The 21901-nt window shown below is 44.9% G+C and carries 18 protein-coding genes; 5 read left to right on the forward strand and 13 right to left on the reverse strand.

The window, feature by feature from the left end:
* Positions 1-492: 492 nt before the first annotated feature.
* The 3 genes from dusA to V6259_RS15965 all read left to right on the forward strand — a co-directional run bounded on the left by dusA (position 493) and on the right by V6259_RS15965 (position 3103).
* Complete coding sequence (gene dusA / locus V6259_RS15955) at positions 493-1530, forward strand: tRNA dihydrouridine(20/20a) synthase DusA (RefSeq protein ID WP_341585411.1); 1038 nt, start codon at positions 493-495, stop codon at positions 1528-1530.
* Positions 1531-1535: 5 nt separating this feature from the next.
* Positions 1536-2486 carry a transaldolase gene (gene tal / locus V6259_RS15960; protein ID WP_341585412.1) on the forward strand — a complete coding sequence of 317 codons (951 nt, stop codon included), beginning with the start codon at positions 1536-1538 and terminating at the stop codon, positions 2484-2486.
* 104 nt (positions 2487-2590) lie between these two features.
* On the forward strand, positions 2591-3103 hold the full coding sequence (locus tag V6259_RS15965) for a sugar O-acetyltransferase (RefSeq protein WP_445928514.1): 513 nt from the start codon (positions 2591-2593) through the stop codon (positions 3101-3103).
* Positions 3104-3122: 19 nt separating this feature from the next.
* Here V6259_RS15965 and V6259_RS15970 read toward each other — a convergent pair whose 3' ends face one another.
* From V6259_RS15970 to hrpA, 3 genes are all read right to left on the reverse strand, one after another.
* On the reverse strand, positions 3123-3389 hold the full coding sequence (locus V6259_RS15970; RefSeq protein ID WP_341585414.1) for a hypothetical protein: 267 nt from the start codon (positions 3387-3389) through the stop codon (positions 3123-3125).
* Between the two features lie 258 nt (positions 3390-3647).
* Entirely contained in the window at positions 3648-4862 is a 1215-nt protein-coding gene (locus V6259_RS15975; RefSeq protein WP_341585415.1) for an MlaA family lipoprotein, read from the reverse strand.
* A 27-nt stretch (positions 4863-4889) separates the two neighbouring features.
* Positions 4890-8765, reverse strand: coding sequence for an ATP-dependent RNA helicase HrpA (hrpA, locus tag V6259_RS15980; RefSeq protein WP_341585416.1), 3876 nt, complete (start codon positions 8763-8765; stop codon positions 4890-4892).
* A gap of 195 nt (positions 8766-8960) precedes the next feature.
* On the opposite strand from hrpA, the gene cysK reads away from it, so the two are divergent.
* Entirely contained in the window at positions 8961-9926 is a 966-nt protein-coding gene (gene cysK, locus V6259_RS15985) for a cysteine synthase A (protein WP_341585417.1), read from the forward strand.
* Positions 9927-10074: 148 nt separating this feature from the next.
* Here cysK and V6259_RS15990 read toward each other — a convergent pair whose 3' ends face one another.
* The 10 genes from V6259_RS15990 to V6259_RS16035 form a co-directional block, all read right to left on the reverse strand.
* Positions 10075-10860 (reverse strand): class II glutamine amidotransferase, encoded by a 786-nt coding sequence (locus V6259_RS15990; protein ID WP_341585418.1) that lies wholly within the window; start codon positions 10858-10860, stop codon positions 10075-10077.
* On the reverse strand, positions 10853-12733 hold the full coding sequence (locus tag V6259_RS15995; protein WP_341585419.1) for a vWA domain-containing protein: 1881 nt from the start codon (positions 12731-12733) through the stop codon (positions 10853-10855). Before V6259_RS15995 ends, V6259_RS15990 begins: the two co-directional genes overlap by 8 nt.
* Positions 12734-12788: 55 nt before the next feature.
* Entirely contained in the window at positions 12789-13268 is a 480-nt protein-coding gene (locus tag V6259_RS16000; RefSeq protein WP_133012141.1) for a YcgN family cysteine cluster protein, read from the reverse strand.
* A 2-nt stretch (positions 13269-13270) separates the two neighbouring features.
* Positions 13271-13564 (reverse strand): YcgL domain-containing protein, encoded by a 294-nt coding sequence (locus V6259_RS16005; RefSeq protein WP_341585420.1) that lies wholly within the window; start codon positions 13562-13564, stop codon positions 13271-13273.
* Between the two features lie 15 nt (positions 13565-13579).
* Positions 13580-14734, reverse strand: coding sequence for a ribonuclease D (gene rnd, locus V6259_RS16010; RefSeq protein WP_341585421.1), 1155 nt, complete (start codon positions 14732-14734; stop codon positions 13580-13582).
* A gap of 1 nt (position 14735) precedes the next feature.
* Positions 14736-15329: a recombination mediator RecR gene (recR, locus tag V6259_RS16015; protein WP_133012138.1), complete on the reverse strand. Its 594-nt coding sequence runs from the start codon at positions 15327-15329 to the stop codon at positions 14736-14738.
* Positions 15330-15338: 9 nt separating this feature from the next.
* Complete coding sequence (locus V6259_RS16020; RefSeq protein ID WP_133012137.1) at positions 15339-15665, reverse strand: YbaB/EbfC family nucleoid-associated protein; 327 nt, start codon at positions 15663-15665, stop codon at positions 15339-15341.
* 14 nt (positions 15666-15679) lie between these two features.
* On the reverse strand, positions 15680-18043 hold the full coding sequence (gene dnaX, locus V6259_RS16025) for a DNA polymerase III subunit gamma/tau (protein ID WP_341585422.1): 2364 nt from the start codon (positions 18041-18043) through the stop codon (positions 15680-15682).
* Positions 18044-18216: 173 nt separating this feature from the next.
* Entirely contained in the window at positions 18217-19215 is a 999-nt protein-coding gene (gene trhO / locus V6259_RS16030; protein ID WP_341585423.1) for an oxygen-dependent tRNA uridine(34) hydroxylase TrhO, read from the reverse strand.
* A 114-nt stretch (positions 19216-19329) separates the two neighbouring features.
* Complete coding sequence (locus V6259_RS16035) at positions 19330-20031, reverse strand: 2OG-Fe(II) oxygenase (RefSeq protein ID WP_341585424.1); 702 nt, start codon at positions 20029-20031, stop codon at positions 19330-19332.
* A 104-nt stretch (positions 20032-20135) separates the two neighbouring features.
* Here V6259_RS16035 and V6259_RS16040 point away from each other — a divergent pair, with 104 nt between their 5' ends.
* The gene (locus V6259_RS16040; protein WP_341585425.1) at positions 20136-21893 is read left to right on the forward strand and encodes a DEAD/DEAH box helicase; all 1758 of its coding nucleotides are present in this window, start codon (positions 20136-20138) and stop codon (positions 21891-21893) included.
* Positions 21894-21901: the final 8 nt, after the last annotated feature.

The raw sequence follows: 21901 nt of genomic DNA on the forward strand, positions 1-21901 counted from the left end.
AAAGAGCACTATCAACGAACCTCAAAATCACCCTCAAACAATGGCGAGAAGGAATTAGGACATTCGCCGAACACCTGTTCAAAGGAGAAGGTTTTATGGTTTAAATTCGCGGGGATACCTCAGGGTCAGATGAAAAATTAATTTATTTTTCATCTGACCCCCCAATTCTTGGTTCTATTTATTACAAAATCAATGGCTAGAAAAATCCATCTGGAAAAATAGTAATTCCTTTTGGACAAATCGTAATCACAGCTAAAAAAGCATTAAATAACAAGCTTCTAAACGCAATTGGTTCCTTTACAACATAGCTCTTTCTCTTCTTCTTTCTAAAGTAACGACTGTCACCTATTAGAATTAATGTAATTTTATGACATAATCGCCACATCAGATAATCAAGTGCATTTACGCGCAAGTGCTGAAAAAAATTATTTAGCACTTGTTTAGCACTAAGCCACTAAAAACATCTATTTTCGATTATGAAAGACTAAATTAATGACTGCTACAGACACCACCAATCACAGCGAAACACCTTTAACATCAAACACTAAGCTTGACCGACGCTTCTCTATTGCACCCATGATGGATTGGACGACGAGCGATTACCGAGTGTTCGCTCGTACATTAAGCAAGAATACGTTGCTTTATACCGAGATGGTGACGACGGGCGCTTTGTTGTATGGCAATAATCCTGAACGCTTTTTGCATTATGACGAATGTGAACACCCGCTTGCCTTGCAACTAGGTGGTTCTAACCCGGTCGATTTGAGTAAGTGCGCTAAGCTTGCCGAGCAAGCGGGTTTTGATGAAGTTAATTTAAACGTAGGTTGCCCAAGCGATCGCGTGCAAAACAGTATGATCGGTGCTTGCCTGATGGAGCACCCAGACAAAGTCAAAGACGCCATGCGCGCAATGCAGGATGCTTGTAGTATTCCGGTGACCATCAAGCACCGTATTGGCATCGACGATCAAGAGGAATACAGTGTAGTACGTGACTTTGTGGGTGATATTGCCACTACTGGCACCAACACTTTTATTGTTCACGCCCGAAAAGCGATTCTTCAAGGCTTAAGCCCGAAAGAAAACCGCGAAGTACCACCGCTGAAATATCATTATGTACACCAGTTGAAACAAGACTTTCCAGACCTTGAAATCATCATAAACGGCGGCATTAAAACCATAGCGGAGTGCCAAAAACAATTAGAGCACGTCGATGGCGTTATGATCGGCCGTGAGGCGTACCATAACCCTTGGATTTTAAGCCAAATAGACGAACAGCTTTTTGGCGGACAACCATTGGTCGCCAACCGTTTTGAAGCGCTCGAAAAGTTTGTGCTACACATGGAGGGCCGTATGGCAGAAGGCGCACGACTGTCGCACCTAACTCGCCATATTTTAGGCATTTTCCAAGGCGAACCTGGTGGCAAACAATTCCGACGCTATCTTTCAGAAAACGGTCATCAACTTGACGCAAAGATAGACGCATTATTAGAGGCCATTGAATTGGTCAAAAATCATCAACGTAAAGGATAAGAGCAATGAGCAACAAGTTATCTCAATTAAAAGAGTTCACTACCATTGTGGCTGACACCGGCGATATCACGGCAATCAAAAACTTCTTGCCGGAAGATGCGACCACAAACCCTTCTTTGATGCTTAAAGCTTCACAAATCCCTGAATATGCCCCTTTTCTAGACCAAGCCATTGCATGGGCCAAAGAACAAAGCGATAACAAAGACCAGCAACTGATCGACGCAAGCGACAAGCTAGCGGTTATCGTAGGTACTGAGATTCTTAAATACGTACCGGGCCGTATTTCTACAGAAGTCGACGCACGTTTGTCATACGACACTCAAGGTACGATCGAAAAAGCGCATCGCTTAATCAAGCTTTATGAAGAAGCTGGCGTTACTCGTGACCGCATCTTGATCAAAGCCGCATCCACTTGGGAAGGCATCAAAGCCGCTGAGCAGCTAGAAAAAGACGGCATCAACTGTAACCTAACGCTGCTTTTCTCTTTCGCTCAAGCGCAAGCCTGTGCAGAAGCGGGTGTATTCCTAATCTCTCCATTCGTGGGTCGTATCCTTGATTGGTACAAAAAATCAACGGGCGAAGAATACACTGCAGAAACCGATCCAGGCGTTGTGTCTGTTACTGAAATCTACAACTACTACAAAGAACATGGCTACAAAACTGTCGTTATGGGCGCAAGCTTCCGTAACATCGGTGAAATCGAGCAACTTGCTGGTTGTGATCGTTTGACTATCAGCCCTGCCCTGCTTGAAGAACTGAAAAAAGACGAAAGCCCACTAGAACGTAAATTGATCCCGACAACGGACGTAAAACCTGCACCAGAAGCCATTTCTGAACAGGCTTTCCGTTGGGCAATGAACGAAGATGCGATGGCAACTGAGAAGCTTGCTGAAGGCATTCGTAACTTTGCGGCAGACCAACGTAAACTAGAAACGACTTTGGTTTCTATGCTGTAATAGGTTAATCACCTAGCAACAAGCAGACGATGTAAAAACGCGACCTAGGTCGCGTTTTTTATGCATTCAAATCAAGTAATAAGGGCAATACATTGAACGAAAAGATGACAGAATTCGACAAAATGCGCCAAGGGCTCGCGTTCAATGGCATAGACACAGATTTACGATTACGCCGCGAAGCCGCTCGTTTGGCCTGCGCCAAATACAATGCTCACCCAAGCAAGGGCAATCTACGCCACATTACTCGCCTCTTCGCTGAATTTGGTAGCCTAGTGATTGAACCCGGCTTCCAGTGCGACTATGGCACTCAGATTCACATTGGAGAACGCGGCTACATTAATTTCAACTGCTTCTTTTTGGACAGCGCACAAATCACTCTTGGCGATGATGTTTTAATTGGTCCCGGTGTTCATCTTTATACGGTCGACCACCCTCGCGATGCTGCAACAAGAGCCGCAGGAGAATGCCATGCTAAGTCTATCTCAATCGGCAACAAGGTATGGATTGGCGGTGGCGCAAAGATATTACCCGGCATTACCATTGGCGATAACGCCATTATTGGTGCGAATGTCGTCGTAACACGGAACGTAGCAAACAACGAGCGCTATCTCGGTTAAGCCTTCATAGCCACTTACGTTACAAAGCATCTAATGCCTGCTTTACCGCGGCATCACAATGCAGCGCAGTGGTATCAAACAACCTTATCAGCGTATCTTCAGGCTTTATCAACAAAACAATTTCCGTGCAGCCTACGATGATTGCTTGAGCCCCTTCGACGACTAGCTCATTGATAATGCACAGATCTTCGTGGCGAGAAGCGTCGTTGATGTTTCCGAGGCACCACTCGTTATAAATAATGTCTTTAAAATCAACACTATTAGTAATGTCTTCCCCGAATGCCATTACCCTAATGACTGAGCGACACCTTGGTTCAGGGTGGGATAATAACTTGCAGTTGACTCCCAACTCATACCACCAATTACGCCTATTGTTTTCACTCTGTGTTCCTCTGCATCAATCCATTAAGACAAATAACCTTACCTAATAACCAATGTGGCACCCAGAATAATGGCTCAAAAAAAAACCTGATGAGCATGACTCATCAGGTTTTTATAACAATACGACTTCGCCTACGGCAAGCCTATAAAACAACGTGAAGTACTATTTAGCAGTAGCGCTCTGTACGGACAATGCCGCGTCGCTACTAGGCAAGCTTTTCGAGGCTGCATCGTCATTAGACTTAATAACATCTGTGCCAGCGCGGTCTGTTTTCACGCTATTGTCTGTCGATGTTTTTTTAGAGGCTGGTAACGTGACGTTTGCAGTTGAGTCGGCTGCTGGTTGTGTCGTGTCAGAGGAATCCGTATCGCCCCAACTGTCAGTACCGTCTTCATCACCCCAACTATCGGTATCATCGCTACTTTCATCACCCCAGCTGTCTTCAGAGTCTGATTTGTCTTTCGCTGATGATTGAGGTGGATGACCGTCATACACTTCATTTTGTCGAGTCTGCAAATAAACATCACGAATAAAACTGTAACGATCACCAATAATAAGCGATTCAGCAGATAAGAAACTGGCGCGTTTTTGTACCACGTACAAAGCCCAGCGCCCGAGATTTTGATCTTCATTAAGATCCAGCTCATCAACCGGGTCATAATTAAACAAGTCGACAACGGTACCACCAGCATCACGAACCGTAGATGGCCCTAAGAAAGGCAGTACAAGGTAAGGCCCATTCGACACGCCCCAATACCCTAGTGTTTGTCCGAAATCTTCATCGTATTTTCGAATGCCTAAGGATGAAGCCACATCAAATAAACCAAACACACCAACCGTTGAGTTGATGACAAATCGCCATGTAGAGCCTACGAAGGCGTTCTTCTTACCTTGTAAAGCACTGTTTGTCAGGTTTGAAATCTCACCTATATTAGAAAAGAAATTACTCACCCCTGTTTGCATGAACTCGGGGGTCACTTTTTTATAGCCTTTAGCAACGGGCTTTAAAAAATACCCATCTAAAACGCTATTAAATGAAAACATGGCACGGTTGAAGCCTTCCCATGGGTCTGCAGGATCTGTTGCTACAGTGTTGTCAGCCGAATTAACAGTGCTGTCGGTTGAATTAACAGCACCGGCATTAGCATCACTGCTTGTTCCGTCAGCACGTAATTTGGCATTGTCTGCATTATCTTTAACAGCCTCACCTGAAACGGCTTTTTTCGGGGCTGCCTGCTTATCTGCGTTCACACTAGATGATTCTGCAATCGGCACTGCGGCTTCTGGTGACCCAGCACCGTCAGGCGATTTACTTGCACAGGCGCTTAAGGTAACACTAAGTAACCCCGCCATTATCCAGGTTGTCGACCTTCTCATCACTATTACCTTCATTAATTATCTGCCCTAAACAAGTTTTTTGACGCCTTGCCATTGTTTATTCAATCGCTTATCTGAAATAGGCTCCAATGTGCCAACAGACTGCGCAAACAATGAAATACGATATTCTTCTAACATCCAACGATATTTTATTAACTCAGGATCATAAAGAGACTTGTCATCGTGGGCTTTCTTCTGCCTTGAATACGTCTGCCAAAGACCTTCTAACTGAGTAACATAGCTGTTTTCTTTATTTAAATGATTTTGAAAGCGCTCTAAACGCACCTCAACCCCTTTAAAATATCGCGGTAACTGACCTAACCAAAATAGTGGCGTATTGCCAATAAAACCTGGATAAATTAAATTTTCAAGCTGGACTTTAATGTCCCCATAAACACGTGTCCAAGGCAAAGGAATACTGCCTTTCATCCTTTTTGCCACACCTTGATATGAAGACAACACCCGATACAATTGGTTCGCCATCTCATTCGCGATGCTAATTAGTTGCTGTTTGTGAGCCACCATGCAGTGCTCAAATTCAGCTTTGCTACGCGGTAATGGACGACCATCCAAAAAGACCTTGTCTAAAATGGCATTCAATAAGTCATTAAGCAGTACCTCTTTTTGCCCTAAAGGCGAAAAGATCAACATTGACTCTTTAATATGTGGCAAGTTCTTTTGTAAATAACGAACCTCTTTTTGCAGCGCCTTTTTCAGCAAGGCAATCACGCCTTTTCGATGAGACTCCAAAGCCGTATTTTGATCATCAAACATTTTTAGAGAGACCGTTTCTCCCGTTGACACTAACGCAGGAAACGCAGTGACTTTAATGCCTGCTTGTTTGATTTCTTGTCGCTCAGGAATATCTTGATCAGGCCACTCCGTTAAGTCGTCTTGCTCGTGCTCTTTAGTACCAAATCGGGCAAAGCTTTCTTCTACCAAATCGCTAAATTGCGCTTGAAGCTGAGCAAGGTCTTTACCAATACCCAGTACTTTCCCACGTTCATCAACCACTTCTAACGACAGCGTTAGATGCGTTTCTAATTTGTCTGGCGTCCACTCATTTAGAGGAATTTCGATCAAGGTTTCACGCTTAATTTGCAAACTCAACTGTTCGAGCAGGTCCCCTTTATCTTGCGAGAGGTTCGGATACACTCGATCAACAAACTGAGGAATCGGCACAAAACGACGACGCAATGCCTTGGGCAAAGCACGTAACAATGCTTCACAGCGCTCTTTTATAAAGCCTGGCACCGCCCAGCCCAAATCATCTAGGTTCAACTGTCGCAATAACCCAACTGGCACTTTCAGTGTCGCGCCATCGGTGGTTTTACCTGGCTCAAAGCGATAATCAATCGGCAGTGCCACACCGTTTAAGCCATACGAGTCAGGGAACGCAATGTCGTCCACGGTAACGTCTTGATTAATAAGATCGTCCCGGGTCATAACCAATGCATCTGGGGATTTTTTCGAAAAATATTCAAGACTCTTCTGGTTCAGAACATCTTGCGGGATTCGCTGATTATAAAAGGCAAACACAGCTTCATCGTCCACCAAAATATCGCGCGTACGCAACTTAGCCTCTTGTGTTTCAAGAACGTCCACCAGCGCTTTATTTTTACGATAAAAAGCCTGTTTAGTGCGCATTTGCCCTTCAACCAAGCCACTACGAATCAAAATCTCGCGTGTTTCTTCAGGTTCAATGCGTCCGTAATCCACGCCTCGTTTGGCCACAATGATCAGGCCGTACAGAGACACTTGCTCTTGAGCCATGACGCGACCTTGATTACGCTCGAAGTGCGGATCAAAATACTGTCGCTTCACAAAAGGCTCTGCAAACTCTTCAATCCATTCTGGGTCAATGCGCGCGGCAACTCGCGCATACAACTTGCTGGTTTCCACAAGTTCTGCCGCCATCACCCATTGCGGCGGTTTTTTAAACAGCATAGAACCTGGAAAGATCGACACTTTACGCGAGCGGCAACCCAGCATTTCTTTGCTGTCGTCCATTTTATTCGCCACTTGCGTAAACAAGCCTGCCAACAAAGAACGATGAATCGCTTCGTAGTTGCGATTTTCGTGCTCAACTTCTTTAAAACCCAACTGTTTGCACGCGATCAAAATTTGGCGATGAATATCACGCCATTCTCGCATTCGCATAAAGTTTAAAAATTGCTTACGACAGAACTGACGCAGCTGATTTTGTGACAAGGCTTGGCGTTGCTCTTCATAACGCTCCCATAAATTAAGAAACACCACAAAATCAGAATCTTCATCTTTGTCTTGCGCATGAGCTTGATCGGATTGTGTTTTCTTATCTTGAGGACGCTCTCGTGGATCAGGAACAGATAAAGCACTGACAATCACGGCCACTTCTTTCAACACGGATTGCTTTTCGGCGGCAATCAGAATACGGCCTAATTTAGGGTCGATCGGTAACTTGGCCAACTGGCGACCAATTGGCGTCAGCTGCTCACCTTTTAACGCGCCAAGTTCTGTCAACGCTCGATAACCGTCATTGATCATGCGCCGTTCTGGCATTTCTACAAACGGAAATTTCTCGACTGGTCCCAAGCGCAGATTGGCCATCTGTAAAATAACCGATGCCAAGTTCGTGCGGAAAATTTCTGGATCAGTAAATTCAGGGCGTGTGGCGAAATCCGCTTCATCATAAAGGCGAATACAAATACCGGCGGCGACACGACCACATCGACCTGCGCGTTGATTAGCGCTCGCCTGACTGATCTTTTCGATCGGCAATTGTTGTACTTTAGAGCGCACGCTGTAGCGACTCATTCGCGCCAAACCAGGGTCGATCACGTAACGAATGCCCGGCACGGTTAATGAGGTTTCCGCTACGTTAGTTGATAAGACAATACGACGCCCAGAATGGGATTTGAAAATTCGCTTCTGCTCACTGGTACTCAAACGCGCATATAAAGGCAATACTTCGGTGTTTCTCAGCTCCGCTCGGCGTAAAATTTCCGCGGTTTCACGGATCTCTCGCTCACCCGCCAAAAAGACCAAAACATCGCCAGCACCACGATAGCCAGAGGCTCTTTCTTCTTGGATCAATAATTCGACCGCATCAAGAATACCTTGCTCCATGCTTTGATCTTCGTCCAACGTGTCGGAATCTGATTTACTCAGTAACGGTTGGTAACGCACTTCAACAGGATAGGTTCGACCAGACACTTCAATAACAGGCGCATTATCAAAATGTGCCGAAAAGCGATCCACATCTATGGTTGCGGACGTGACTATGACTTTCAACTCAGGACGCGCAGCCAGTACACGCTTTAAATACCCTAATAGAAAGTCGATATTTAAACTGCGCTCATGAGCTTCATCAATGATGATGGTGTCATATTTATAGAGCATTTTGTCTTGCTGGATTTCCGCCAACAGAATACCGTCAGTCATTAACTTGATTAACGTCTCTTCGTTGCTTTCGTCGCTAAAACGAACCTGAAAACCCACTTGCTCACCAAGCTTAACTTGCATCTCGTCACTGATACGCTCAGCCACACTGCGCGCCGCGATACGTCGTGGTTGCGTATGACCAATCAGACCCGCAATACCACGGCCTGCTTCAAGACACATCTTAGGCAACTGTGTCGTTTTACCTGACCCCGTTTCACCAGCAATAATGATGACTTGGTTTTCTTGAATTGCCTTAATGATTTCTTCAGATCGCTCGGCTACAGGCAAGCTAATATCATAAGTAATTTTAGGTAATCGACCTAGCCGTGCCTGAAATAAAGCCTCAGACTTTGCAATCATGGCATCCAATTCAGACACCATGCGGTCAAAGGGTAATCCGTCTTTTTTACGTTTGGCTAACTGCTCTTGTTTACGAGCAATAAGATGACGATCACGCATCATCACATCAGTAATTGGCATAGTAAGTACACTAATATCCTAGTTAATTGGCGCTAATAAGAGAGTTGTAAATACTGAGAAAAAAACGCGCCGTTTATATCTATATAGTTGGAAATTCTAACATTAATCCCTATCAAGGGGTTATAGTGAACGCAATTTGCTGCACTACTTTTGGCGTGTAGCGCTCTTCAATAGATCAATGAATAAGGAAATAGCATGTCTCAGCAAGTATTTGAAGATAACTCTCTTACTATCGGCAATACCCCCTTGGTTCGTCTAAACAAAATTGGCAATGGAAATATCTGGGCGAAAGTAGAATCCCGCAATCCTGCTTTCTCTGTGAAATGTCGAATTGGCGCAAACATGGTTTGGGATGCTGAGAAGAAAGGCATACTGACAAAAGGTAAATCTATCGTTGAGGCGTCCAGTGGAAATACCGGTATTGCACTGTGTTTTGTCGCTGCATCACGCGGTTATCCTATCACTATCACTATGCCATCAAGCATGAGCGTAGAACGCCGCCAAGTCATGAAAGCACTTGGCGCTACGATTGTCTTGACTGAGCCTGCCAAAGGCATGAAAGGCGCCATCGAAAAAGCAGAAGAAATAGCGAAAGACGATACTTTTGTTGCGTTACAACAATTTGATAACCCAGCAAACCCAGAAATTCATGAAAAGACCACAGGTCCAGAAATTTGGAAAGACACCAATGGTGATATTGATATTTTAGTCTCTGGTGTCGGCACAGGAGGCACCATTACCGGCATCAGCCGCTACATTAAAAATACGCAAGAAAAAGCCATTTTAAGTGTCGCAGTAGAACCGTCTAATTCACCGGTTATCACACAGACACTCAACGGTGAAACACCGACACCCACACCCCATAAAATCCAAGGTATTGGCGCTGGATTTATTCCAAAAAATCTAGATTTGTCTATCATTGACCGTGTTGAGCAAGTCACCAATGAAGACGCTATTGCTATGGCCAAACGCCTAATGCGCGAAGAAGGTATTTTGTGTGGTATTTCTTGTGGCGCCGCGGTTGCAGCGGCAGAAAGACTGAATAAAATGGCGGAATTTCAAGATAAGAAAATCGTGGTAATTCTACCAGATTCAGGCGAACGTTACTTATCTACCGCTTTGTTTGAAGGCGAATTCAGCGACAATGAATTAGTCCAGTAATCAATACATGATCGATCGTATCGTGGTTGATCTTCTCGCTATTAAGTAGCCAGTTAGATAAATAAAAACCAGACAGACACTGATCCCGTGTTTGTCTGGTTTTTTATGCTGAGCACCGCACTTAGACCTTAGTGTCTTGTGAAATTATCTATTCGCTAGGCTTTTTCTGAAATACGACTTCGCCACCTTGGAAAACGCATAGTTCCCCTGGCAGCATTTGCGCCCATTCCTCGTCATGCGTCAGCGGTTGAGTGGCAATCACTGTCACTACGTCTTTATCACTGGTCACTTCTTGAAAATTTATGCTGATGTCTTCATCAGACAATGTGGCTTTTTTAAACGGCGCCCGTCTAACAATCCAATGTAGCTTAGTAGTACAGAAGCAATACAACGCAGTACCATCGGACAACATCATGTTAAAAACACCTTTGTCTTTCATCTGCAACGCCAGCTCAGTAATCGCCTCAGCAAGAATAATGAGATCAGGTTCTTGCTCGCCAAAACGAGTCGACAACTGCTCTATCATCCAGCAAAAGGCACGCTCTGAATCGGTACTGCCTAATGGCTGATGTATTCCGACAGGCAATAACTCAGCCCCTTCAAGCTGGCCATTATGCGCATAAGTCCAGGTTTTTCCCCAGAGAACTCGACTAAACGGATGCGTATTAGGCAAACTTACCGCCCCTACATTTGCTTGGCGAATATGACTAATTACTATGTCACATTTTAGCGAACTCTTGCTCATCACCTCCGCTAAATCTGAATCACAACTCGGTCGCGGATCATGCATGGTCCAAACATGACCATCTCGATACATAGCCATCCCCCAACCATCACGATGCGGACCTGTTCTTCCACCGCGGGCTATTAACCCTGAAAAACTAAAACAAATGTCGGTAGGGACATTTGCACTCATACCTAACAACTCACACATCGTCTGATTCTTCATCCTGATAACGGCTTCTCGGCGCAGATCGTCGAGAAAAAATAAATACTAATAAAATAAGAATGAAAGCAACGAAGCCAATAACTGCGTAGATAAACCAGCTGGCCTGAGTCATAGTGGTGACTTCTTTGGTTACTTTTTCTACTATCCCCTTATTGGGCTTGTCATCAGTTTGCGCGACAGGTTCATCTTGAACTTGTGTCGTTCCAACATTGACGACATCCACATTCGGCGGCACAACCAACCCATTTACTACCTGATTCTGAGGCAAAGTCTCGTCACTATTTGGCTCATCTTGCGCTCTAGTAAGATTGCCTATTTGAATATTGATCTGGTCATTATCCTGACGCTCAATAGTCCAAGTTGGAGTGCTGTATTTAAGTTTTTCGCCTGACTGAGTGACACCCACTAATTCGGCACTGGCTTTAACAAAAGCATTTGGCGAAATAGGCACTATCTTTTCCCAATAACCTTGACTAATGAAAGGCATGGATTCTAATTTTTGAGAGCCGTCGGAGTAAGTCAGCTTAAGCGTTACGCTAGATAATGAAGCGTTAAGTTTGGCGTTGGTAGGACTTACTGAGAAAGTAATTAAATTTGCCCCATTATTTTTAACACCAAAATGCACCGCAGGTTGAACCGTGAAATATTGACGCACCTTACGGGAGAAGGTATCGCCATGAATGGTACTGCTCAACTCATAAAGACCGGGGTTACTAACGCCTTCAATGCGACTTTTATACTCAGTGCCAACTTGATTCATAGCTACCGTTAATACAGGCGTTTTACTTCCTCCTGCGATTCGCGAGAGTTTCTGTGTAACCGTTGTTGAACCTAGGACGTCAGGTTCACTAACCGGTATCCCGTCTTGGAACAGAGCCACATTTGAATCAATAGCCTCTTTTGTAAAGCTAAGCGGCGCTATTTTAGTCGCTTTCGCCACCAAACTTGATAGTACTCGAACCTGGGTCCGCTTAAGGTTCACATTTTCAACACGCCAATGGCCGGCTTCTGGTTGTGTCACAGTTACTAAGGTGTAATGCGGCGCATCAGAAACATGCACTCCAGGGCGTTCAACTAGTGGGAGACTTTCTCCATTAGGCTGTATAATTTTTGGAACTACCCCAGTCGCGTGCAACATTTCAAATGTCACTTCATCGATATTTGAATCAACATCAAAACCATTATCGATTAAGGGAAGCTCTTCTGCAGGGGAAGCCTGACTATAAATACGATCAAAGGTATCAAGTAAGTCTTCCGGAACCGCCACTTCGGTATGCGTTGCGTTGGTTCGATATGACAAATGATCCAGCAAAGCCTTATCCGTGTAGCCAGTTAGAGAAATGGTATGAAGATGTATCCCTTTCTCCTCTAATTGCTGAGTAATAGCTCCCCATATACGCTGACGAGAAGCCTCGTTGACCTGCTCATCTAAGCTAATATCAACCATACCATCGGTAACCAATATCCATTCTCGATTAAAACCAGGGGCAAGCCCTGCTGTATCCGGTGTTTTAAGGAGCATAGTGAGAATGGACTCAAGATCTGTTTTGAGATCTTCAGTGTTATAATTACTAACGTAATTAGCGAGCTTGGCTTTAGAGGAAGAAGTAATCAGTGATTCTGGAAAAAGCACTCTGGGTTTTTCACCAAAAAGCCACACGCCTATTGTGGCTTTATTCTCAGGCGCTAGGTCTGAGATAAGCCGTAATGCTTCGGCAGTGATTTTATTAGGATCACTGGTTTGCATGCTACCAGAAGCATCGACAATAATTCGAAATTGAGTATCAGCCTGGCTAAAAGATGACCATAAGGAAACAAAAACAAAACAAAGCACTACACCTATCTTCAACTGTTTCACTAGCGACCACCTCTTGGTGTTATTAGGGCTGAATCAATACGACATCCAGTTAAAATCAATCGACGTCATAAGGCTCTGGAAGACCATGAACCCACTTGATTATATGGGTTTCCCAATCCTCTTCGTCAACCGACTTTTCACTTATTGCGTAATCACGAACACTTAAACCTTGACGCAACATTTCCTTATTATTACCGACAACCAACGGGTGCCAATTCGGCAAATCGCCCGTTTCATGCAGCACTCGATAGCTGCAGGTATCAGGTAACCAATGGAATGTTTCTATTTGATCCGAGGTCAATGTAATGCATGAGGCGACTTTCATTTGTCGCGTGTCATACACCTTACACTGACAAGCTGAAATATTGAGCTGTTCACAGGCAAGATTGGTGTAGAACACATCTGCAGTGTCTTCATCTTCCAGTTTTTGAAGACAACACTTTCCACACCCATCACAAATCGACTCCCACTCAGGATCGCTCATTTGATCCATTGCTGTTATCTTCCAAAACGGCTCATAACGCTTAGCAATCATAATCAGTAAACCGCCTCAGTTGGCGTTTTATAAAGATCTAATAAATACTCATCTTTCACAGGAGGAAGTTGCAAATAAAACCCCGTTTCCCGAATCCCTTTAATGACTTTTTCCGTGTTCGCACGAGCTAATTTCTGTTCTTTTGTTAACAACATCGTCATGGCACTAATGCCTGCGCCGAATCGTTTCATTAGCTCTTCTGGTATTTCTTTTAGGCCAGTCTTCTTCTCTACGTATAAATACATGCCATCATGCTTAGACGAGCGAAAAACTTCGACAATCAAATGTTGTTTCATAGTTTTCTCAAGGTTTTAATGTTCTATTTCGGCTTTTTTGAAACGTTCAAGAACAGGATCAATAATCACTTCTCGACGCCAGCCAGTCATCGCAGGGTTCTGCCAATCAATAACAGAGCCATCAAATAGATGATGAACCAATGGCTCTAACAACTTACGCTTTAACATCGCTTCTGGGGCTATTTCTAATGTCTGAGCGCGCTCACGGCTATACGCCTTAATCGCTTTCGTCAAATCCCCTGCTTGTGACGGCAGCGGTGTTTCTAAAGGCAATTGAAGCTCATCTTCAGAAAGGTTTTTTACCAGAGCTACCATTCCCAAGATTTCATCGCCATACAATCGATGTTGTTTGCCAGTCAGCTCTTCCGTTTCAGAAATTGCTTTATGATGATCTGGCAATGTTTTCCCTAATGCCCATAATGTTCTGTCTTTAAGGATTTGGCCTTTGGGAATGTTTTCTTTTCGAGCTTGCTCATCACGCCAAATAAACAACATGCGCAGCAACGTGAGCCCTTCAGGCGATAGACGCCAAGCCGTTTTTACATTTGCCCAGTTTTGTTCTGGATCTGCGTTCATTTGATGTTGCCATTTTAAGGATTCACAATCCTCTAGCACCCAATCCAGCATGTTTTTATCTTCTAGCTTAGCCACCTGTAAAGGGTAAAGCTGAGCTAAATACACGACATCTAATGCTGCATAACGCTTTTGCGCATCCGTTAATGGACGTTGTATCCAATCAGAACGCGTTTCGTCTTTCGCCACTTCGATATTTAAATAAGAGGCAACCAACTTCACATAACTCAAAGACCACTGAGCGCCAGCATAGGCCTCACCGATCTGAGTATCATAGAATGGCGTAGGCAGCACACCCAACAAACGCTCGAACACATCTAAATCTTCTGAGCAGGCGTGAAATACTTTCATGACGGATGGATTAACCATTAGAGCGCGAAGCGGCTCCCATTGATCAATTGTTAGCGGATCAATTAACACCGCCTTCTCACCTTCACTGATCTGGATCAAACCCGTTATTGGGAAGTAGGTTGTACGGCGAATAAACTCAGTATCAACGGCAATTACTGGCAATTCAGCCCAGTACTTACACCACGTTGCTAACGAGTCATTGTCCGCTACCCATACAATATTCAGTGCTTGATCTTGGTTTTCCATTCTAGAGTGTTTTCCGTCCCTCTAGCGCTAACGCCAGAGTGTTGCCATCTACGTATTCCAACTCACCACCCATGGGGACACCATGAGCAATGCGACTGACGTTGATGTTTTTGGATTTTAATTTCTCAGCGATATAGTGACATGTCGCTTCGCCTTCTACGGTTGAATTAGTCGCTATAATGGCTTCTTCTACTTGATTATAGATCACTAAATTTTCTAGATGATCTAAACCCAATTCTTCCGGACCAATACCATCAATGGGTGAAAGATGACCGAGTAGTACAAAATAGCGACCATCAAACGTTCCTGCCGATTCAATGGCAAGCACGTCTGCTGGTGTTTCAACAATGCATAAATGTGTAGGATCGCGCTCTGGGTCTGCGCAAATACTGCATTCAGACTCTTCTGTTAAGGTCCGACAACTAGAGCAGCGCCCTACTTTATCCAACGCTTCACGCAGCGCCTTTGCTAATCTATCAGCCCCTTGATGCTCTCGTTCCAAAAGATATAGCGCCATCTTTTGGGCCGATTTTGGGCCAACGCCAGGTAAGCAACGCAACGACTCGATAAGCTCTTTAATTAAGGGACTAAACAAGCAAAGCTCCTAGAAAGGCATTTTAAAACCAGGAGGTAAAGACATGCCAGCGGTCGCAGCGTCCATCTTCTCTTTCTGGCTAACTTCAATATTACGAACTGCGTCATTTACCGCCGCAGCAATCAAATCTTCAAGCATTTCTTTATCGTCTGCAAACAAAGAATCATCGATAGAAACGCGCTTAACATCATGACGACCTGTCATCAGGATTTTAACAAGACCCGCACCAGATTGACCTTCAACTTCCATATTAGCCACTTCTTCTTGGGCTTGTTGAACGTTTTCTTGCATCTTCTGCGCTTGGCGCATCATGTTGCCCATTCCACCTTTAAACATAACTCTTTCTCCAATTAAACTTTAGCTTTAACAGTATCATAAACCAGTTGAGCACCCATCGTACTGGCGAGGGCTTGAACGACTGGATGTGAATTCAAATGTTCGATCGCGACTTGCAATGCGTCCGCTCGTTTGCTGGCTGCAAACTCTTCTGCGGTCACACCACTGGTGTCTTCAACCGTATCAATAATCAAAGGGACACTTTGCTCAAAAAAGTCACTCAGCGCGCCCTGAATTTGTTCGTATCTTGTCTGATTCAACATGTGCCCATACTCTAAAGGCACTTCCAATTTAATTCCCTGCTCTGTCGCTGAAATCAAACTGGAGTTCATCAATATATTTTGCACCAAGCCCGTCAACGGCAATCTGGGTGCGACCAACCACCAGAGTTTCATGGTCAATTCGCTAAAATGGTGCATCTCTGGCAATGGCATACCCAAAGCAGGTTGCGCCACAGTGTCTGGCGCTTTAGGCTCGTTGCTTTCTTCTTCTACAAGATCCGGCGCAACGACCTCAGTATCAGCGCCTAATGCTTGAACCAACTCCGCTGCTGGATTGAATGGATCAGACACATCAGCAATCGCTCGCTCTTCAGCCTCTTCTTCATCCTCATCTTCGTCGTCATCGGCTTCTACCGTCGCAGGCGCTACCGTAGAAGGTGCTTCTTTTACAAAAGGCACGTCTTTTACGACAGACTCTTCTTTCGTAACAGCTTCAGCCATCCGTTTTTCTGCAATCGACTGTTCTACAATAGCCTTTTCATTAACAGGCACTTCAACAGCTGACTCATCATTCATCAACACAGAGGCGTCTGCTTCTTTATGTGGTGTAGTAGAGCTTTTTTCAATAGGATTATTTTCAACGAAGCTACTTTCAGTCACGTTTTCTTCAAGCGCAACATCCACAGCCGTATTATTCTGCGTCGCTGGTGCGTCTTCCCATGGCGGCCGCTCAGCGTCTGACAGAGGTTCACTATGCTTGGATTCACTATGCTTGATTAGTGCATCCTCGGCATTAACGTTTTCTGCAGGAACACCACCAGCGCTCACATCATCAACGGCAACGCTATCAATAACCACATCAGCAACAACCACATCAGCAATATTCGATGCTAAATGGGTTGTTTTTGGCTCTTCAGAATACTCGTCTGCATACCCAGTAGGCATCTCATCTTGCGGCTCAGCGGCTGTCACTTCCAACTCAGCAGACAAGGTTCCAGATGGTTTTATTGACGACGAATTTATTGGCGCTTCAGTACGTGGTGGCTCTGCATAAGAAACTGACATTGGCGGCGTAGGCCTAAAGGCGATCAAACGCAACATCAGCATTTCAAAACCAGAACGTACCGTATGTGATAAATGCAAATCTCGACGACCAATCAACAAGCTTTGGTACATGAGTTGAATTTCTTCAGGGCTCACCGTCGCGGCAATATGCTGAATACGATCCAGATCGCCTTGCTGGTCCAGTAAAGCCCCTGGCACCTGTTGTTCAACAGCAACACGGTGAAGGGTGTCCAGTAAGCTCCCGCAAATAGCAACAAAGTCTGGCTGATAACCCGCCAACGCGTCTATTTTCTGCAAAACTAGCGCGGCATTTTTACTCGCCACACAGTCTAATAGATCCAATATTTGCGCTTGATTCACCAAGCCCAACATGGCCGTCACCCCAGTTTCTGAGATGGTGCCATTACCAAAGGCAATCGCCTGATCCGTCAAGCTTAACGCATCACGCATACTGCCATTGGCAGCTTGACCTATTTGCCACAACGCAGGCTGATCATAGGAAACCTGCTCCGTGGTCAATACAGTCTCTAGGTAATCTACCACCCGTTGTGGCGTCATATTTTTTAGATTAAATTGCAAACAACGAGATAGAATCGTAACAGGAAGTTTTTGCGGATCCGTAGTAGCCAGCAAGAATTTAACATGGGCCGGCGGCTCTTCCAGAGTTTTCAATAACGCATTGAAAGAGTGTGTAGACAACATATGAACTTCGTCTATCAAATAGACTTTAAAACGTCCACGCGTCGGCGCATACTGGACGTTTTCTAATAATTCTCGGGTATCTTCCACTTTCGTTCGAGAGGCCGCATCGACCTCAATCAAATCGACAAAGCGACCTTCAGCAATTTCGACACAGCTGTCGCAATGACCACAAGGTTCTGGGGAGATGCCGTTAGTTTCGCAGTTTAGGCATTTTGCAAAGATACGGGCAATGGTTGTTTTACCCACCCCTCGCGTACCGCTGAACAAATAAGCATGATGCAAACGTTGCTGACGAAGCGCATTGACCAAGGCTTGTAATACATGGTCTTGCCCTGCCATTTCAAGGAATGTTTGTGGCCGCCATTTGCGTGCTAAAACTTGATAACTCATGATAGATACTGGCTAATAAAAAGCGATTTTTTCATTGTACGGCAGTCCGGCTCATTTCGAAACCACTCATCATCTACGATGGCACTAAGAAGGACATAAGAAAGCAAAAAAATCGCGATTTAGATCAATAGTTTATATTTCGCTCAGACTGACTGAACGAAATACATAGCGGGTTACGATTGGCTTCTTTGTTCACGAACCTTGCGCTGACGTTCTTTTTCCAACGCTTTTTCTGAACGGTGCTTTTCAACGGCGCTAGAAACATCTGCACCAATGTGCTCTTCGCCACGAGAACGGGCTAATTGCACCTGACGCTCGCGTTCGACAAAACGCTGGCGCTGCTCATCGGTGTACTTATCAAAGCAATGCACACAACTCACGCCTTGCTGATAGCGCTCGTCTTGTTTCTCTTCTTCCGTAATGGGCATACGGCACGCATGACACTGGTCATAATCACCTTTTTCAAGGTCGTGATTCACAGAAACCCGATTATCAAAGACAAAACATTCGCCTTCCCACATGGTTTCTTCTTTTGGCACTTCTTCTAAGTACTTTAAGATGCCGCCTTCAAGGTGATACACCTCTTCGAAGCCTTGCTCTAACATATACGCTGTGGATTTTTCACAACGAATACCACCCGTGCAAAACATCGCTACTTTCTTTTGTTTCTTGGGGTCCATGTTTTCTTTCACGTACTCAGGAAACTCACGAAAGGTGTCTGTTTTTGGATTGACGGCATTTTTGAATGTGCCAATTTGCACTTCGTAATCGTTACGAGTGTCGACTAAAACGACATCAGGATCAGAAATTAAGGCATTCCATTCACTTGGCTTAACATAGCTGCCCACCACACGTTTAGGGTCGATGCCTTGCACACCCATGGTCACGATTTCTTTTTTCAACTTCACCTTAGTGCGATAGAAAGGCATGTCTTCATCGTAAGATTCTTTGCTGACGATTTTATCTAGGCCTGGCTGTTGATCTAACCATGACAACACAGCGTCAATGCCTTCACGAGATCCGGCTACTGTGCCGTTAATACCTTCGCTTGCAAGCAACAAGGTACCACGAACGCTATTGTCTTCTAATACCGTTTGAAGCGGTTCACGAAGGGATTCGAACTGAGGAAGTTCAACAAATTTATAAAGGGCACAAACAACAACTTTAGACACTTTTATCTCCTATGCGGTCTGGAACGTAAAACCAGAGCAATTAAACAAGGCGCGCATTATAGAGATTTTTTGAAGAAATTTCGAGCCTGATTAGCCGTTAAATCGACAACACAGCTATTGGTCAGGATCGAGGGTTTTTGCGGTGGTGTTATTGACCCGAAACCAGCCTGCGATGCTGTGACGTGTTCGTTTGGCGACCTTGACTTCATGTTGGAAATCTTCACTTAAGAAAACCGCCAAACGGCCTTTCTGCGGTAAAAAACGCCCTAACTCGTATCCAGAATCGTGCTCATCATAAATCACCAACTCACCGCCATCACCCTCCTGCCAATCCTCATTCAAATACAGCACGATTGAAAGAATGCGATTACTTTCTCCCTTAAAAGCATCGAGGTGTTTTTCATAAAAGGCGCCTTTTTCATAACGCGCAAAATGCGCTTCAAAATCAAACAATCCCAAAAAGAACTGACGATTTAGCACAATCCGCAAGGCTTCCATTTCGTCCAAAAATGTTTTGCGCGTTTCATTAATAGGGTCGATCCACTTGATATAATCACGGCGCGCATCCAGCACCACCTGATGATCCTGTTTGCGGCCAACCCCCGCCTGCAACATGGACTCATTTTGGATTCCCTGAACCTCCTCGATAAGCTTATCGGTGAATGCGTCTGAGAAAAAATCGTCCTGCACACTCCACCCTTTCGTATGCAGATCATTAAGCAACAAAGCGAAAGGCTCAAGACGACTAAACGCAGGTAAAAGCGCCACAGGTAAGTCATTGGGTAAAGGGTTAGCTATCACATCATCGAAGATCATAAAGAGGGAGTTCATATCCTAAGCGGCATTATTGCCAAGCCGTTTATGATACTGTAGCGTGCGAGCCGACACACTAACTTTATCCCTGCATGAAGCGTTCAACAATGACCCAAGCTTTTGTCCTACGCGACTACCAAACCCAAGCCGTAGAGGCGACCCTTAATCACTTTCGCAAAAGCAATGATCCCGCCGTCGTTGTCCTGCCTACCGGCGCAGGCAAAAGCTTGGTCATCGCAGAACTTAGTCGCTTAGCAAAAGGCCATGTTATTTGCCTTGCCCATGTAAAAGAGCTCGTCGAACAAAATCATGGCAAATTTCTAGCCACCGGCCACCAAGCAGGCCTTTACTCAGCGGGACTCAATCAAAAAGTCAGCACCGAAAAAACCACTTTCGCCAGCATCCAATCGCTGGCAGCCAACTTAGACGACTTTACTCAACCAGCCAGTTTAATCATCATCGACGAATGCCATCGTATCGACATGGCGCAAGGCAGCCAATACCAAAAAACCATTCAACACTTTGTAGCGCTTAACCCTAACACCAAGATCCTTGGCCTCACTGCCACGCCTTATCGACTCGGCAGTGGCTGGATTTATCAACACCATTACTATGGCTTTGCGCGCCCAGAAAACGACTGTTTTTTTAAAAAATGTATTTTCGAACTGCCACTACGCTACATGGTAAAACATGGTTATCTAACACCGCCGATTCATTACGATGCCGCTGTCGCTCACTACGACTTTAGCCTTTTAACCGAAAGCCTAGACGGCGAGCAAGACAGCGACGCCATTGCACTGAATGAGCTCATCCACAAGCACCCAAGAGTCACTCGCGCTGTCACAGAGCAGATCATCCAGCTGAGCGAACACCGCCAAGGCGTGATGATTTTCGCATCCACTATTGATCATGCAAAAGAAATAATAAGCTATTTACCAGACCATGAATCCGCTCTTATAACCGGAAAAACACACAACAAGGACCGCGATCGACTGATCCAAGCATTCAAAGACAAAAAGCTCAAATATCTGGTCAATGTCTCAGTATTAACCACAGGATTTGACGCCCCTCATGTAGATGTTATTGCAATCCTTCGCCCGACCCAATCGATTAGTTTATTCCAGCAAATTGTTGGTCGCGGCCTGCGTTTAAGCCCGGGTAAAAAAGATTGCTTAGTGCTCGACTACACCAACAACGGCTATGACATTTTTCAACCTGAAGTCGGTGAAAAAAAGCCCACTAAAGATTCCGTTGCCGTGCTAATACACTGCCCCGAGTGCGACTTTGCGAATACATTTTGGGGACGCAAAGACAGTGAAGGAAACGTTATTGAGCACTTTGGCCGACGCTGCCACGGATTAATGGAAACACCACACGGTGAAGAGCAATGCCACTATCGCTTTTGTTTTAAGCGCTGCCCCCATTGCAATGAAGAAAACGACATCGCCGCCCGCCGTTGCCAGCATTGCGCAGAAAAATTGATTGACCCCGATGATCAACTCAGAAACGCACTCAATCTAAAGAATAACAAAGTGCTTCGCTGCTCAGGCATCACCCTAACAAGCCAATTAGAAGATGACAGCATCAAGGTGACTTATCACGATGAAGACGGCACGACACTAAGCGAACATTTTTATTTCAAACAGAAAAAGTCGAAGCAGAAGTTTAACGAAGAATTCGGGCGACGTGTCGCGAACAGCACGCACCCGATCACTTTTGAACACGCTGAAGACGCGATGAAGTTCGAATCGTACCTACCAACTCCGGATTTTGTGATTGCTAAAAAGCAAAAACATCATTGGCAAATAACTGAAAAACTCTTTGATTACCAAGGGCCATATCGCAAAGCCAATGACCTTACCTAAGAACCATA

Source organism: Marinomonas sp. TI.3.20 (assembly GCF_038155025.1).
In the GTDB taxonomy this organism is placed as follows: domain Bacteria; phylum Pseudomonadota; class Gammaproteobacteria; order Pseudomonadales; family Marinomonadaceae; genus Marinomonas; species Marinomonas flavescens.